This window comes from Pseudomonas cichorii (assembly GCF_015471405.1).
GTDB lineage: Bacteria > Pseudomonadota > Gammaproteobacteria > Pseudomonadales > Pseudomonadaceae > Aquipseudomonas > Aquipseudomonas serbiensis.
This window is the reverse complement of the sequence record NZ_BLVZ01000008.1, coordinates 38066-52917: the sequence shown is the minus strand read 5'-3', so window position 1 is coordinate 52917 and position 14852 is coordinate 38066. Positions and strand designations below refer to the sequence as shown.

The window sequence follows — 14852 nt, the reverse complement described above, 5'->3', positions numbered from 1 at the left end:
CAAGGGATAGTCTGCCTGGCGCGAATGACGTTCAGGTCTCGTAGAAGCGGCCAATCGCTTGATTGCCGGCCTTGTGTACAGAGACTGAGAAGACGCGATCCCGTCCGGTCCTGCAGGGTCTTTGATTCATCTCGTGTCATCGGCGCGGGTTGGAAATGCGCTGTTTTCGTGATCGAGATGGCTTCTGCAAGACCGAGCGTCCGGGCGTAAGCCTGGCGGGAAGGCTGGAGTATAACAGAGCAAACGCGCTGCGCTGCTTTCATGCTGCCCAACGGTTTTTGCTGCAGGATCTTTCGGACATCGATTGCCGAAAGACCCTGCCTGGAGAATACCCTGTCAGCGTGGCAGCTTCAGGTTGTTCCAGATGGCCAGGCTTGGTTCTGCCTGGTTGAGCGTGTAGAAGTGCAGACCCGGTGCGCCGCCTTCGAGCAGGCGCTCGCACATTTCGGTGATGACTTGCTCACCGAAGGCCTGGATGCTCTGGATATCGTCACCATAGGCTTCCAGCTGTTTGCGGACCCAGCGCGGAATTTCCGCACCGCAGGCATCCGAGAAACGGGCCAGTTTGCTGTAGTTGGTGATAGGCATGATGCCCGGCACGATCGGCAGGTTCACACCCTTCTTCTGTACGCGCTCCAGAAAGTGGAAATAGCTGTCGGCGTTGAAGAAGTACTGGGTGATTGCGCTGTCGGCACCGGCCTTGGCCTTGTGGACGAAGTTTTTCACGTCGTCGTCGAAGTTGTGGGCCTGGGGATGCATCTCCGGGTACGCCGCCACTTCGATATGGAAGTGACCGCCGGTTTCTTCACGAATGAAGGACACCAGGTCACTGGCGTAACGAAGTTCACCGCTGGCCATGCCCATACCGGATGGCAGGTCACCGCGCAGGGCGACGATACGCTTGATCCCGGCATTCTTGTACTGGGTCAGCAGCTCGCGCAATTGGGCTTTGCTGTCGCCAACGCACGACAGGTGCGGTGCAGCAGGGATTCTGACTTCGTTTTCCAGCTGCAGCACGGTGTTGATCGTGCGGTCACGGGTGGAGCCACCGGCACCATAGGTGCAGGAGAAAAAATCCGGGTTGTAGCTGGCCAACTGACGCGCAACGGTCAGCAGCTTTTCATGCCCAGCGTCGGTCTTGGTCGGGAAGAACTCGAAGCTGAAACGGCGGTCTTGGGACATGGTGGAGGGAGCCTCCAGCGGCAAGCTTCAAGCTCCAAGCTGCAAGAGGGCTGTGCGCCTGTCTCAAGAGTCTGGAGCTTACAGCTCACGGCTGCATGAATAGCGATAAAAGGAGCAGGCTTCAGGCCCGGGCAGCAAGCAAACGGAATGCTTTTACTTGCTGCCTGTGGCTTGCAGCTTGCCGCTACTTAGTAACGATATGCGTGTGGCTTGAACGGACCTTCGACGGTCACGCCGATGTAGTCGGCCTGGGCCTTGGTCAGTTTGGTCACGACGCCGCCGAAGCCGCGGACCATTTCCAGGGCCACTTCTTCGTCGAGTTTCTTCGGCAGTACTTCAACGGTCAGGCGCTCTGCTTTCTGGGCTGGCGACAGGTCGGCGTACTTCTGGCCGAACAGGAAGATCTGTGCCAGAACCTGGTTGGCGAACGAGCCGTCCATGATGCGGCTTGGGTGGCCTGTGGCGTTGCCCAGGTTAACCAGACGGCCTTCGGCCAGCAGGATCAGGTAGTCATCGTTCTGTGGATCGAAAGTGCCAGCGCCGGTGCGGTGGATCTTGTGAACCTGTGGCTTCACTTCTTCCCATGCCCAGTTCTTGCGCATGAAAGCGGTGTCGATTTCGTTGTCGAAGTGACCGATGTTGCAGACCACAGCGCGCTTTTTCAGCGCCTTGAGCATGTTCGCGTCGCAGACGTTGACGTTGCCGGTGGTGGTCACGATCAGGTCGATCTTGCCCAGCAGGGCCTTGTCGATGCTGGCTTCGGTGCCGTCGTTTTCGCCGTCGATGAACGGGGAAACCACTTCGAAACCGTCCATGCAGGCTTGCATGGCGCAGATCGGATCGACTTCGGTGACCTTGACGATCATGCCTTCCTGACGCAGCGACTGGGCCGAACCCTTGCCCACGTCACCGTAACCGATGACCAGCGCCTGCTTGCCGGACAGCAGGTGGTCGGTGCCGCGCTTGATGGCGTCGTTCAGGCTGTGACGGCAGCCGTACTTGTTGTCGTTCTTGCTTTTGGTGACGGAGTCGTTGACGTTGATGGCCGGGATTTTCAGTTCGCCCTTGGCCAGCATGTCCAGCAGGCGGTGAACGCCAGTGGTGGTCTCTTCGGTTACGCCATGGATGCGATCCAGCATCTGTGGGTATTTCTTGTGCAGGATCTCGGTCAGGTCGCCGCCGTCGTCGAGGATCATGTTGGCGTCCCATGGCTGGCCATCTTTCAGGATGGTCTGCTCGATGCACCACTCGTATTCTTCTTCGGTTTCGCCTTTCCAGGCGAAGACAGGAATGCCGGCAGCGGCGATTGCGGCAGCGGCCTGATCCTGGGTGGAGAAAATGTTGCACGACGACCAGCGAACTTCAGCGCCCAGTGCGACCAGTGTTTCGATCAGCACGGCAGTCTGGATGGTCATGTGGATGCAGCCGAGGATCTTGGCGCCCTTGAGCGGTTGCTCACCGGCGTACTTGCGGCGCAGACCCATCAGGGCAGGCATTTCGGATTCGGCGATGATGGTTTCGCGACGGCCCCAGGCTGCCAGGGAAATATCGGCTACCTTGAAATCGTTGAATTCTGCAGGCGTGATTACAGCACTCATTGAGAGTCTCCATTCCATAAAAATGCGAATGGGCGCCGTTGTGCGTTTAAGGCTTGACCAGTGGACCGGTCAAACAACGCCCCATCCGAGCCTGACAGGGAAAACCTGCTGCAGCGCCCCTCGGACAGGTGGCGGGAACGGTATCAAGCGAAGATGACCGTTTTGAAACGGATGGCAGTATAGCTGTGCTCGCGATTCTTCCCAAGGTTTTCTATCAGTGAAATCCCAGGCTTCGGGTTTTTAGGTATGCTGCCATGAAGGCATCCATTGGCAGTCGCTCAGGAGTGAATATGAATTTCCACACCCGCAAGTGGGTCAAGCCCGAAGACCTCAACCCCAACGGTACGTTATTCGGCGGTAGCCTGTTGCGCTGGATCGATGAAGAGGCTGCAATCTATGCCATCGTCCAGTTGGGCAATCAGCGTGTAGTGACCAAGTACATTTCTGAAATCAACTTTGTCAGCGCTTCGCGCCAGGGCGACATCATTGAATTGGGGATTACCGCCACCGAGTTCGGGCGGACGTCGATTACCCTGACGTGTGAAGTCCGTAACAAGATCACCCGCAAGAGCATTCTGACGGTAGAGAAGATGGTGTTCGTCAATCTGGGCGACGATGGATTGCCTGCGCCCCATGGCCGTACTGAAATCCGCTATATCAAGGACCAGTTCGACATAGCAGAAGAGTAATAAGGAAGCGTCCTGCCTCAAACGCTGAGGCAGGACGGCAAGCGATCAGCCCTGCAATTGGCGTAGCCACGCCAGGCCTTCGCTGGTATCGCCCTTCGGACGATATTCGCAACCGATCCAGCCTTTATAGCCCAACTGGTCGATCACCTCGAACAGGTGCGCGTAGTTCAGCTCGCCAAGGTCCGGTTCATGACGATCCGGCACACCTGCGATCTGGATGTGGCCAATCCCTGCAAAATCGCGGCGCAGCTTGGCTGTCAGATCACCTTCGACGATCTGGCAGTGGTAGCAGTCGAACTGAACCTTGAGATTGTCGGTGCCCACCTGGCGGCAAATCTCCTGCGCCTGATCCTGGCGGTTGAGGAAGAAGCCAGGCATGTCGCGAGTGTTGATCGGCTCGATCAGCACGGTCACTCCGACAGTTCTGGCCTGTTCAGCCGCGAATGCCAGATTCTCCAGATACACCGCCTGATGGCGCTGACGCAGGTCTTCACTGGGAAGCAGGCCTGCCATGACGTGAATCCGGTCATTGCCCAGCACTTGCGCGTATTCCAGCGCACGTTCGATGCCGCTGCGAAACTCAGCTTCACGGCCCGGCAAGGTGGCGATGCCTCGTTCACCGGCAGCCCAGTCTCCCGGTGGAGCATTGAACAGCGCCTGCACCAGACCGTTGTCGCTCAGGCGTTGCTTGAGCTCCTGCGGACTGTAGTCGTAGGGGAACAGATACTCGACCGCGCCGAAACCATCGGCAGCGGCTGCGGCGAAGCGCTCAAGGAAGTCATGCTGTGGGTACAGCATGCTGAGGTTGGCGGCAAAACGAGGCATGTTAACTCCAGTCTTTAAAGGTCAGACGAATGGCCAAAGCAGCAGGGTCAGGACGAAGCCCAATGTACCCAGCAGCGTGACCAGTACGGTCCAGGTGCGCAAGCCGTCGGCGACGTTCAGGCCCGCCAGCTTGGTGAACATCCAGTAGCCCGCATCGTTGATGTGCGACATGGCAAGACCGCCACCGCCCATGGCCAGGCAAAGCAGGGCCAGGTGGTTGGCGCTCAGGTCGAGCGTAGCGATCAGCGGGCTGAGAATACCGGCAGTAGTCACCAGCGCCACAGTGGTAGAGCCTTGAACGGCACGCAACAGCAAGGTCAGCAGAAAGCCCAGAGCCAGAACCGGCAGGCCGGTATTGCGCAGGGCTTCGGAAACCACCGCGCCAATCCCGGTATCGACCAGCACTTTACCGAACACACCACCGGCACCGGCGATCAGGATCACCATGGCTACGCCCGGCAATGCCGAACCGATCACATCCGATACCTGGGAACGGCTCCAGCCACGACGCGAACCCAGCAGCCAGGCGCACAGCAGGGTATCGATCAACAGGGCAACCAGAGGCGCGCCCAATACGGTCAGCACGCTGCGCAGGGTTGAGGTCACAGGCAACATGGTGGTGGCCAGCGTACCCAGCAGGATCAGGATGATAGGCAGCAGAATCAGGGCAATGATCAGGCCGAAACCCGGTGCAGGCGCTGGCGGCAGTTTGCTTGCAAGGCTGCTGGCGCTTTCTTCGCCACCCAGTGTCCTGGCCTGAGTCGCTTCGCGAACGGTGGAATAGTCGTTGCGCGCCCAGGCTTCGAGGTCTTCGTTGGTGACGTGCGGGCCGTAGACTTCGCTGCGGATATCGTCGGTCATCGGGTAGGTCTTGCGGGTCATGCGCCCGGCGACGAAGTAGCCGATGATGCACAGCACCGCGACCATCGGAATGCCCAGCATCAGTACACGACCCAGGTCTGCGCCCAACTGGCTGGCAGCGGCGACGGCACCCGGATGTGGCGGCAGGAATGCATGCACGGCCAGCAATGCGGCGCACATCGGCAAGGCGAAGATCAGCAGCGGTTTGCGTGCGGCCCGTGCCACGCCGTAGGCCAGTGGCATAAGGATGATCACGCCAACCTCGAAGAACACTGGAATGCCGACCATGAAACCGGCAACCGTCAGCGCCAATGGTGTGCGCTTGTTACCGAAGCGCTCGATCAGCGTCTTGGCCAGTGCTTCGGCGCCTCCCGACAGTTCGATGATGCGTCCGATCATCGCGCCCAGGGCAATGATGATCGCGATATGACCAAGGGTCTTGCCCATGCCGCCTTCGATGGTCGCGACCAGATCGGCCGGTTTAACACCGGCGACCAGCGCCACGATGATGCTGACCAGCATCAGGGCAACGAAAGGCTGGAATTTGTATTTGAGAACCAGGAACAGCAGCAGCGCGATACCTGCGCCCGCGATGGCCATCAACATGAAGGGAGTCATGCCCGTGTACTCCCGCAAGGAGTGAGCGAGACAAACGCTGAGCAATAGCTGACAAAAGCGAGATAGGGGTGATTCATGCTCTTGAGTCCTGTTGTTATTGTCTTTGGTGGTGCCGTAGTCGATCAAGAGTCGAGGAACGACTCCCGATCAATGCTTGCGAATTACCACTTCGCGCCGAAAACCTGACGCAGCTCTTCAAGGGCGGCGGGTTCCAGTGGCGCAGGCTTGGGGTTGGTCATCAGCCACAGGCGAGCGGTTTCTTCGAGTTCTTCCAGGGCATAGCAGGCCTTTGCGACCGAGCTTTCCCAGACCACCGGGCCCAGTCGTTCCAGCATCACGCCGCGCACACTGTTGGCCAGTTGCGCGACGCGCTCGGCGACTTTCGGGGAGCCTGGACGCTCGTAGCCAATCAGCGGGATATGCCCGACTTTCATCACCTGATACGGCGTCAATGGCGGCAGGATGTCGTCTTCTTTCCAGACGCCAGCCAGTGTCAGAGCGACCAGATGTGTCGAGTGGGTATGCACCACGCCGCCCACTTCAGGGTTGCGGTCATAGACCTCGCGATGCAGGGCCAGGGTCTTGGACGGCTTGTTGCCGGACACCCATTCACCCGCCAGATTGACCTTGGCGATATCCGCCGGGTCCAGACGGCCCAGGCAGGCGTCGGTCGGGGTGATCAGCCAGCCATCGTCGAGGCGGGCGCTGATGTTGCCGGCGCTGCCGACCGTGTAGCCACGGCCATAAAGCAGCCTGCCGACATCGCAGATTTCTTCGCGCAGGGCTTTTTCGCTGCTCATCAAGCTTCTCCTGCCAGTTGCTTGAGGGCTTTGGCGAAGAAGTCACGGGCACCGAAGTTGCCGGACTTGAGTGCCAGCGCCAGCGGTTGTGCGCCGTTGCTGACTGTCGCCGGAACGCCCGGATCGATCTGTGCGCCGATCTGCAACAGTTGCACGCCCAGTGCCTGGACGACTGCGCCGGAGGTTTCGCCACCGGCGACGACAAAGCGACGTACACCCGACTCCAGCAAGCCTTTGGCGATCTGGCCCAGCGCCTCCTCGACCATGGCACCGGAGCGCTCGACGCCCAGTTCCTTTTGCACGGCCTTGACTTCGTCCGGCGTGCTGGTGGCGTAGATCAGAACGGTTTGCCCGGCATTACGCGCGAACGCCAGTGCCTGCTCGACCACCGGCTTGCCAGCCGCGAGGTCCAGCGGATTGATGCGCAGGGCAGGACGGTTGCCTTCCAGCCAGGCCGCGACCTGACCATTGGTGGCCACCGAAGCGCTGCCTGCCAGGACGACTTCGCCACCGCTGACTGCGGCCTGTTTTGCAGCATCGATATCGCGCAGCTTGCCTGCCTTGCGGAAGTTGCCCGGCAGGCCCAGCGCCAGGCCTGAGCCACCGGTCAGCAACGGCAGGTCGGCACAGGCTTCGCCCAGCACATACAGATCGGCATCGGAGACGGCATCGGCAATTGCCATGCCCACGGCGTCGGCGCGCAGCTCGGCGATCTTGCTGCGTACGGCGTCCACGCCCTTGGCGACGGTGTCGTAGCGCAACAGGCCGACTTTCTTGCTGGTCTGCTCTTGCAGGACACGCACCAGACTGGCGTCGGTCATTGGGGTCAGCGGGTGGTTCTGCATGCCCGATTCGTTGAGCAGTTGATCCTGCACGAACAGATGGCCACGGAAGATGGTGCGACCGTTTTCCGGGAAGGCCGGGCAGGCCAGGGTGAAATCGCTGTTGAGCCTGGCCAGCAGAGCTTCGCTGACCTGGCCGATATTGCCAGCGGCAGTCGAGTCGAAGGTCGAGCAGTACTTGAAGAAAATCTGTTCGCAGCCGCGCTCGCGCAGCCACTCCAGAGCGGCCAGGGATTCTTCCACGGCTTCGGCTGTTGGCGTGGTACGTGATTTGAGGGCAATCACGATGGCGTCGGCATCAAGACCGGCAGCCATTTCAGCGCTCGGGATACCGATGCTTTGCACAGTGCGCATACCGCCGCGGACCAACATGTTGGCCAGGTCCGTGGCGCCGGTGAAGTCATCGGCGATGCAGCCCAGCAACGGGCGGGAGGAGGTCAGAGTCATGGGGCGCTCCTCAGGCTTGTTCTGGTTTGGCTTTTGGCAGTTCGATGCCCGGGAAGATCTTGATCACTGCCGAGTCATCCTCGCGACCGAAACCGGCGCTGGAAGCCTGCATGAACATTTGATGAGCAGTGGCCGACAGTGGCAGCGGGAATTTGCTGGTGCGTGCGGTATCCAGGACCAGGCCCAGATCCTTGACGAAAATGTCCACCGCCGAGAGCGGTGTGTAATCCGCCTTGAGGATGTGTGGCACACGGTTCTCGAACATCCACGAGTTACCGGCGCTGTTGGTGATCACTTCGTACAGGGCGTCTGCATCGACACCTTCGCGCAGGCCCAGGGCCATGGCTTCGGCACTTGCCGCGATGTGTACGCCAGCCAGCAACTGGTTGATGATTTTGACTTTCGAGCCCAGGCCATGCACGTCGCCCAAGCGATAGACCTTGCCCGCCATGCCGTTGAGCACGGCTTCTGCCTTGGCATAGGACTCGGCCGGGCCTGAGGTCATCATGGTCATCTGGCCGGCAGCCGCCTTGGCCGCGCCGCCGGAGATCGGAGCATCGAGGTACAGCAGGCCTTGATCGACCAGACGCTGGCCCAGTTCGACGGCGAAGGTTGGAGCAACGGTGGCACAGCCGATGACCAGGCTGCCGGGGCGCAGTGCGCCGATGGCGCCGTTCTCGCCAAAGAGGACTGTTTCAGTCTGTTCGGCGTTGACCACGACAGTGATGATCACATCGCAGGCGGCAGCCATGCTGGCAGGTGAGTCGCAGGCAACACCACCTTCCTGGGCGAACGCTTCGGTCACGCTGGTGCGCACATCGCAGGCATGCACATTGAAGCCATTGCGCAGCAGCGAGCGGGCAATGCCCAGACCCATGGCACCCAGGCCGATAACGCCAACATTCTTCGTAGTCATGAAGCAATCCTCAAGTCTGTGCCGATGCCTGTTGAGCCAGCAAACGGACGATATTGTTCTGATCTGTGAATCTGATAGTGGATCAGTGAGTGAATAATGTGAAGTATTTTTTGTTTTTAACAAAAGTTCACATCGAAAAAGCGTCGCGGGCAAGCCCTCCCCCCACATTGGAATGATGATGTGTGGGAGGGGGCTTGCCCGCGACGACAGAATTTCAGGTGCTGAAGGAAGGGGTGATGCGAGGAATTAAAACGAATGGTTCTGCTTGCGCCTGCGCCATTGACCCAGGGATTCCTCCAGGCGGGCGGGGCTGTCGATGCCCTGGCGGCGTGCATGGCTGAACAGGATCAAGGCCAGTTCAGCCGTGACCAGCGCGTCGGCGCTGGCATGGTGGCGCTCTTCGGCATGCAGCCCGAAAAAGTTCGTCCAGTCGTCCAGCCCGGCCTGGCGCAGGTTGGCATTCGGGCAAAGCATCGGGGCGATATCGGCGACATCGAAGAACGGGTGCTGTAAGCGATAGTCCAGGCTGTCTCTCAGGGCGCGGGACAGCATGTGCTGGTCGAACGGTGCGTGGAAAGCCAGCACCGGGCTTGAGCCCGCGAACTCCAGAAAGTCCAGAAAAGCCTCGACCGGCTCGCTACCGGCCGCAATGGTACTGGGCGCCAGGCCGTGAATAAGCACAGCCGGGCTGACTTTGTGATCGACGCGCAGAATCGTGCGCTCGAACTGCTGGCCAAGGTCGATGGCGCCATCCTCGATCACCACAGCGCCGATGGACAGAACCTGATCGCGGTTCATGTTCAGGCCGCTGGTTTCCAGATCAAGCACAACCCAGCGCTGTTTGCGCAACGGTTGATCACTGAGCTGAGCGAAGGCGGGCAGTTCTGCCAGACGCTGCAATTGATGGCTGTCCAGAGGTGTCTTTTTCGGGCGCGGTCGTAACCACTCAAACAGATTCATAGTTGATAACGCATGGTCAGGCTGGTTTGCAGGCGTTGAGCCTGGCGGAATGACTCGCGCAGAATGCGACGGTCCAGATGGTTCAGGGTGTCAGGGTCGATGCGGTTGGAGTACGGCAGATTCTGGCGGCTTTGCAGTTGATGTTGCAGCATGCGGGTCTGTTGAATGAAGTGGTAAGCCTCTTCATAGGCGGCACCGTCCAGCGGGTCGATGACCTCGCGTTCCACCAGTTGGCGCAGTCGCTCCAGCGTGTTGTTGGCACCGATGCCATTGGCCAGCGCGAGCAGTCTGGCACCATCGACAAACGGCGTCAGGCCTTCGGTCTTGAGGTCCAGAGTGTCCTTGTCGCTGCCCTTGCGTGCCAGCACGAAGTCCTTGAAGCGCCCGACCGGAGGGCGCTGTCGCAGGGCATTGTCGGCCATCATGCGCTGGAACAGGCGGTTGTCCGCAACCTGATCGAGGATGCCGCGACGCAATTGTTCACACCCGGCTTCGTCGCCCCAGACCACCCGCAGATCGAAGTAGATGCTCGATGCCAGCAGGTTTTCCGGTGTGGCTTCGCGAATGAAGGCCGAGAAGCGTCTGGACCATTCGCTGCGTGACAGGCACAGCTCGGGATTACTGGCCATGATATTGCCTTTACACAGGCTGAAGCCGCACTGGGCAAGGCTCTGGTTGATACGCTCGGCGATGGGCAGCAACAGCGCGCGTATTTCCGCTGCCTGCGCGGCATCACTGGCTTCAAACAGGATTCCGTTGTCCTGATCGGTGTGCAGCGTCTGTTCACGCCGTCCTTCGCTGCCGAAGCACAGCCAACTGAAAGGCACGCCGGGATCGCCTTTCTCTTCCAGGGTCAGTTCGATGACCCGGCATACGGTGTGGTCGTTGAGCAGGGTAATGATCTGGGTGATCTGGGTTGAAGAGGCGCCGTGAGCCAGCATCCGGTCGACCAGTTGCACAATATCGCCGCGCAGATTGGTCAGTGCCTCGATCCGCGGTGCATTACGGATGGTACGCGCCAGATGCACCAGGTCCACACGTTGCAGGGAAAACAGATCGCGCTCTGACACTACGCCGCACAAGCGTCCACTCTTGACCAGGCAGACATGGGCAATGTGGCGGCCGGTCATGGCGATGGCAGCATCGAAGGCGCTGGCGTCGGGGCTCAGGTGAAACGGCGCCGGGCTCATGGTGTGCTTGATCGCCTGGCTGAAGTCGACATTGACGTCGGCCACGGCTTCGCGCAAATCGCGTAGCGTGAAGATGCCCAGTGGTGCCTGCTGCTCATCGACTATCACGATGCTGCCCACTTGCTGCTCGTGCATCATTTTCACAGCTTCGCGCATCGGTGTTTCTGGGCTGCACATCACCGGATGGCGCATGGCCAATTCGCCAAGGCGGGTATTCAGGGAATATTGAGTGCCCAGGGTTTCCACGGCGCGTTGCTGGACTTGATGGTTGACCTGATCCAGCAGGCTGCTGACCCCGCGCAAGGCGAAGTCCCGGAAGGTGGTGGACAGTGCAAACAGCTTGATGAATGCCTGTTTGTTCAGTTGCAGGCAAAAAGTATCTTCGGCTGCCAGATGTTCGGTACGTGTTGCCCGTTCGCCCAACAGAGCCGCCAGCGGGAAGCATTCTCCGGTGGTGATTTCAAAGGTGGTTTCGGTGCCGCCTTTGGCCGAATGTGGTCGTTCCCCTACCACTCGCCCTTGCTTAACGATATAAAAGTGCTCTACTGGACCATCGGCTGGCTTGATGATGCTCTCGTCGCTGGCGTAAAAACGTAGCTGACACTGTTCAACCAGGTACGCAAGATGGGCGTTTTCCATCTGATTGAACGGCGGGAATTTTTGCAGGAACTGCATGGTGCCGTGAATGTTCTGCAACACCGCTGTCTTGCCTGCCTGGGTGAAAGCGTCGGCTTTGCTCATGACCGTCTACCGCGTTTTTGTTATTGGTGGTCATGGTCGGCCGCTTCCGTCGCAGTGCCCATTGGACGTAAGTCTTACGCTGTGGGTAGTGCTCCGGTGCCGGGGTTCTTGTAGAACAGTTTTGACGAACGCATGGGATCGCGCTCGAATATCCGGCTGGGAAGCCTTTGAAGTGCGCCGCAGGTTTAACCTGATCTGCTGTCAGAATTAGTCCAGGGAATGATGAGACGGTAATGAGTGACCACGACATCTTGAGCGATGAAGAGCGTGATGCCCTTACAGAGGTCATGCTCCAGCCCAATCGTGATTTGCCGCAGCGTGTGCTGATCGTCGACGACGACAGCGATGCTCGCGAGTTGCTGGCCGAGATTCTTAGCCTCAATGACATCAGTTGCATGACGGCCGGTGGTGGCAATAGCGCCATGGAGCTGCTTGAAACCAAGCAGTCCATAGGCCTGTTGATCACCGATCTGCGCATGGCGCCTTGCGACGGGCTTGACCTGATCCGCCAGGTCCGCGATTCCGAACGCGCCGCCTTGCCGATCATCATCGTTTCAGGCGATGCCAACGTGCGCGATGCCATCGATGCCATGCACTTGAGCGTGGTGGACTTCCTGCTCAAGCCGCTCAATACCAAGCAGCTTGTGAGGCTGGTCAAGCGTGAGTTGGGGATGGCCTGAGCCTGAAGTCGCTCCCGGCGTGTGCAGGAGAGATTGAGCTACAAGCTTCAAGCTGCAAGAAAAAGCGGGTGGTGTACGCGCTGTGCTCTTAACTTGCCGCTTGTAGCTTGTAGCTTGTAGCTTGAGGCTTAGAGCTTTCGCGACTTCAGTCGCGAAAACCACTACCGGTTTTGAGCCTTGAACTCCCGACGACGGCGATGCAGCACCGGCTCGGTGTAACCGTTAGGCTGCTTTGTGCCTTCTATCACCAGCTCGATGGCGGCCTGGAACGCGATATTGCTATCGAAGTCCGGCGCCAGCGGGCGATATAGAGGGTCGTTGGCGTTCTGCCGATCCACCACCGGCGCCATGCGCTTGAGGCTTTCCAGTACTTGGGCTTCGTTGACCACGCCATGACGCAGCCAGTTGGCCATGTGCTGGCTGGAGATGCGCAGCGTTGCGCGGTCTTCCATCAGGCCGATGTCATTGATATCCGGCACTTTCGAGCAACCCACACCCTGATCGATCCAGCGTACGACATAGCCAAGAATGCCCTGGGCATTGTTGTCCAGTTCGTTCTGAATCTCTTCCGGTGTCCAGTTGACCTGTGGCGCCAGCGGAATGGTGAGGATGTCATCCACCGAAGCGGGCACTCGTTGCGCCAGCTCGGCCTGACGGGCGAACACGTCGACCTTGTGATAGTGCAAGGCGTGCAGGGCTGCCGCTGTAGGCGAAGGCACCCAGGCGGTGTTTGCGCCAGCCAGAGGGTGCGCGATTTTCTGTTCCAGCATCGCCGCCATCAGGTCCGGCATGGCCCACATGCCCTTGCCGATCTGTGCCCGGCCTTGCAGGCCGCACTTCAGGCCGATATCGACGTTGGAGTTCTCGTAGGCACCGATCCATTTTTCGGCCTTCATCTGCGCCTTGCGAACGACCGGGCCTGCTTCCATGGAGGTGTGGATTTCGTCGCCCGTGCGGTCCAGGAAACCGGTGTTGATGAACACCACGCGCTCGCTCGCCGCCTGGATACAGGCCTTGAGGTTGACCGTGGTGCGGCGTTCTTCGTCCATGATGCCGACTTTCAGCGTGTTGCGCGGCAAGCCCAGGACTTGTTCGATGCGGCCGAACAGCTCATTGGTGAATGCGGCTTCTTCCGGGCCATGCATCTTGGGTTTGACGATGTACACGGAGCCGCTGCGGCTATTGCTGCGCGACGTATTGCCATTGAGGTTATGGATCGCAGCGAGGCTGGTCAGCAGGCCGTCGAGAATGCCTTCGGGCACTTCGTTGCCTTGCTTGTCCAGAATCGCATCGATGGTCATCAGGTGACCCACGTTGCGGATGAACAGTAACGAGCGGCCATGCAGCGTGACTTCGTTGCCTTCGGGCGTGGTGTAGACACGGTCGGGGTTCATGGTGCGGGTAAAGGTTTCACCGCCCTTGGCCACTTCTTCGGCCAGGTCACCTTTCATCAGGCCCAGCCAGTTGCGATACACCACGACCTTGTCGTCGGCATCGACTGCGGCGATGGAGTCTTCGCAGTCCATGATGGTGGTCAGCGCGGCTTCCATCAGGATGTCTTTCACACCTGCCGGGTCTGTCAGGCCGACCGGGCTGGAAGCATCGATCTGGATCTCGAAGTGCAGGCCGTTGTGCTTGAGCAGAATGGCTAGCGGTGCAGAAGGATCGCCCTGGAAACCGATCAGTTGCGCGTCGTCCTTGAGGCCGGTATTGCTGCCGCCCTTGAGGCTGATGACCAGTTTGCCATCGATCAGTTTGTAAGCGGTTGAATCCACGTGCGAGCCAGCCGCCAGGGGCGCGGCCTCGTCGAGGAAGGCGCGGGCGAAGGCAATCACCTTGTCACCGCGAACCTTGTTGTAGCCCTTGCCCTTTTCGGCGCCGCCTTCTTCGCTGATGGCATCGGTGCCATAGAGCGCGTCGTACAGCGAGCCCCAGCGTGCATTGGAGGCATTGAGGGCGAAGCGGGCATTCATCACCGGCACGACCAGTTGCGGGCCGGCCATGGTGGCAATTTCTTCATCGACGTTTTGTGTCGTGATCCGGAAATCTGCCGCTTCTGGCAGCAGATAACCGATTTCCTGAAGGAAAGCTTTGTAAGCCGAGGCGTCGTGGGCCTGTGCGGCGTTGGACTGGTGCCAGGCATCGATTCTTGCCTGCAAGTCATCACGTTTGGCGAGCAGGGCTCTGTTCTTGGGCGCAAGCTCATGGATCAGTTTGTCCGCCCCGGCCCAGAACGCTGCGGCATCGACGCCGGTTCCCGGGGTGGCTTCGTTCTGCACGAAGTCGAACAGGACTTTGGCGACCTGCAGGTCACCGACTTGAACGTACTCAGTCATTGCACTTGCCTCACTCTGCTCAGCAGGTCGAGCTCACTCAAGGAGCGCTCTGTTATTGGTTTCGGTGTTATGTAGTGCGCGCCGCGGAATACTACATGAGGAGCAGCGATGGGGAATGAATATGTCATCAAACGACTGAAGTTTCACGACCAGTCACGCTGCCGACC

Annotated in this window: 12 protein-coding genes and 1 riboswitch; of the genes, 2 read left to right on the top strand and 10 right to left on the bottom strand. The window is 59.5% G+C overall.

All coding sequences use genetic code 11. The annotated features are described in order from the left end of the window. Positions 1–336: 336 nt before the first annotated feature. The gene (metF, locus tag JL015_RS13880) at positions 337–1182 is read right to left on the bottom strand and encodes a methylenetetrahydrofolate reductase [NAD(P)H] (protein WP_201018852.1); all 846 of its coding nucleotides are present in this window, start codon (positions 1180–1182) and stop codon (positions 337–339) included. Between the two features lie 188 nt (positions 1183–1370). Next, positions 1371–2780, bottom strand: coding sequence for an adenosylhomocysteinase (gene ahcY, locus JL015_RS13875; RefSeq protein WP_201018851.1), 1410 nt, complete (start codon positions 2778–2780; stop codon positions 1371–1373). 23 nt (positions 2781–2803) lie between these two features. Next, positions 2804–2908: riboswitch (S-adenosyl-L-homocysteine riboswitch) on the bottom strand. A 162-nt stretch (positions 2909–3070) separates the two neighbouring features. Between ahcY and JL015_RS13870 the strand changes: the two genes are divergently transcribed. Then, entirely contained in the window at positions 3071–3469 is a 399-nt protein-coding gene (locus JL015_RS13870; protein WP_201005147.1) for an acyl-CoA thioesterase, read from the top strand. 45 nt (positions 3470–3514) lie between these two features. Here the strand turns inward: JL015_RS13870 and otnI are convergent, their stop codons facing one another. From otnI to JL015_RS13835, 7 genes are all read right to left on the bottom strand, one after another. Beyond that, positions 3515–4294, bottom strand: a complete 780-nt coding sequence (gene otnI, locus JL015_RS13865) for a 2-oxo-tetronate isomerase (RefSeq protein WP_201018850.1) — start codon at positions 4292–4294, stop codon at positions 3515–3517. 21 nt (positions 4295–4315) lie between these two features. Next, a complete protein-coding gene (locus tag JL015_RS13860) occupies positions 4316–5773 on the bottom strand; it encodes a GntT/GntP/DsdX family permease (protein ID WP_201018849.1) in 1458 nt (485 codons plus the stop codon). Positions 5774–5934: 161 nt separating this feature from the next. Continuing rightward, entirely contained in the window at positions 5935–6573 is a 639-nt protein-coding gene (gene otnC, locus JL015_RS13855) for a 3-oxo-tetronate 4-phosphate decarboxylase (RefSeq protein ID WP_201005141.1), read from the bottom strand. Further along, complete coding sequence (gene otnK, locus JL015_RS13850) at positions 6573–7862, bottom strand: 3-oxo-tetronate kinase (RefSeq protein ID WP_201018848.1); 1290 nt, start codon at positions 7860–7862, stop codon at positions 6573–6575. The genes otnC and otnK overlap by 1 nt, the downstream gene beginning before the upstream one ends. Before the next feature lie 10 nt (positions 7863–7872). After that, positions 7873–8778, bottom strand: coding sequence for an L-threonate dehydrogenase (gene ltnD / locus JL015_RS13845; protein WP_201005139.1), 906 nt, complete (start codon positions 8776–8778; stop codon positions 7873–7875). Between the two features lie 246 nt (positions 8779–9024). Beyond that, positions 9025–9738 (bottom strand): 3'-5' exonuclease, encoded by a 714-nt coding sequence (locus JL015_RS13840; RefSeq protein WP_201018847.1) that lies wholly within the window; start codon positions 9736–9738, stop codon positions 9025–9027. Then, positions 9735–11669: a DUF294 nucleotidyltransferase-like domain-containing protein gene (locus JL015_RS13835; protein WP_201018846.1), complete on the bottom strand. Its 1935-nt coding sequence runs from the start codon at positions 11667–11669 to the stop codon at positions 9735–9737. The genes JL015_RS13840 and JL015_RS13835 overlap by 4 nt, the downstream gene beginning before the upstream one ends. 233 nt (positions 11670–11902) lie before the next feature. On the opposite strand from JL015_RS13835, the gene JL015_RS13830 reads away from it, so the two are divergent. After that, positions 11903–12349 carry a response regulator gene (locus JL015_RS13830; protein ID WP_201018845.1) on the top strand — a complete coding sequence of 149 codons (447 nt, stop codon included), beginning with the start codon at positions 11903–11905 and terminating at the stop codon, positions 12347–12349. A gap of 161 nt (positions 12350–12510) precedes the next feature. Here JL015_RS13830 and JL015_RS13825 read toward each other — a convergent pair whose 3' ends face one another. After that, complete coding sequence (locus tag JL015_RS13825) at positions 12511–14685, bottom strand: malate synthase G (protein WP_201018844.1); 2175 nt, start codon at positions 14683–14685, stop codon at positions 12511–12513. Positions 14686–14852: the final 167 nt, after the last annotated feature.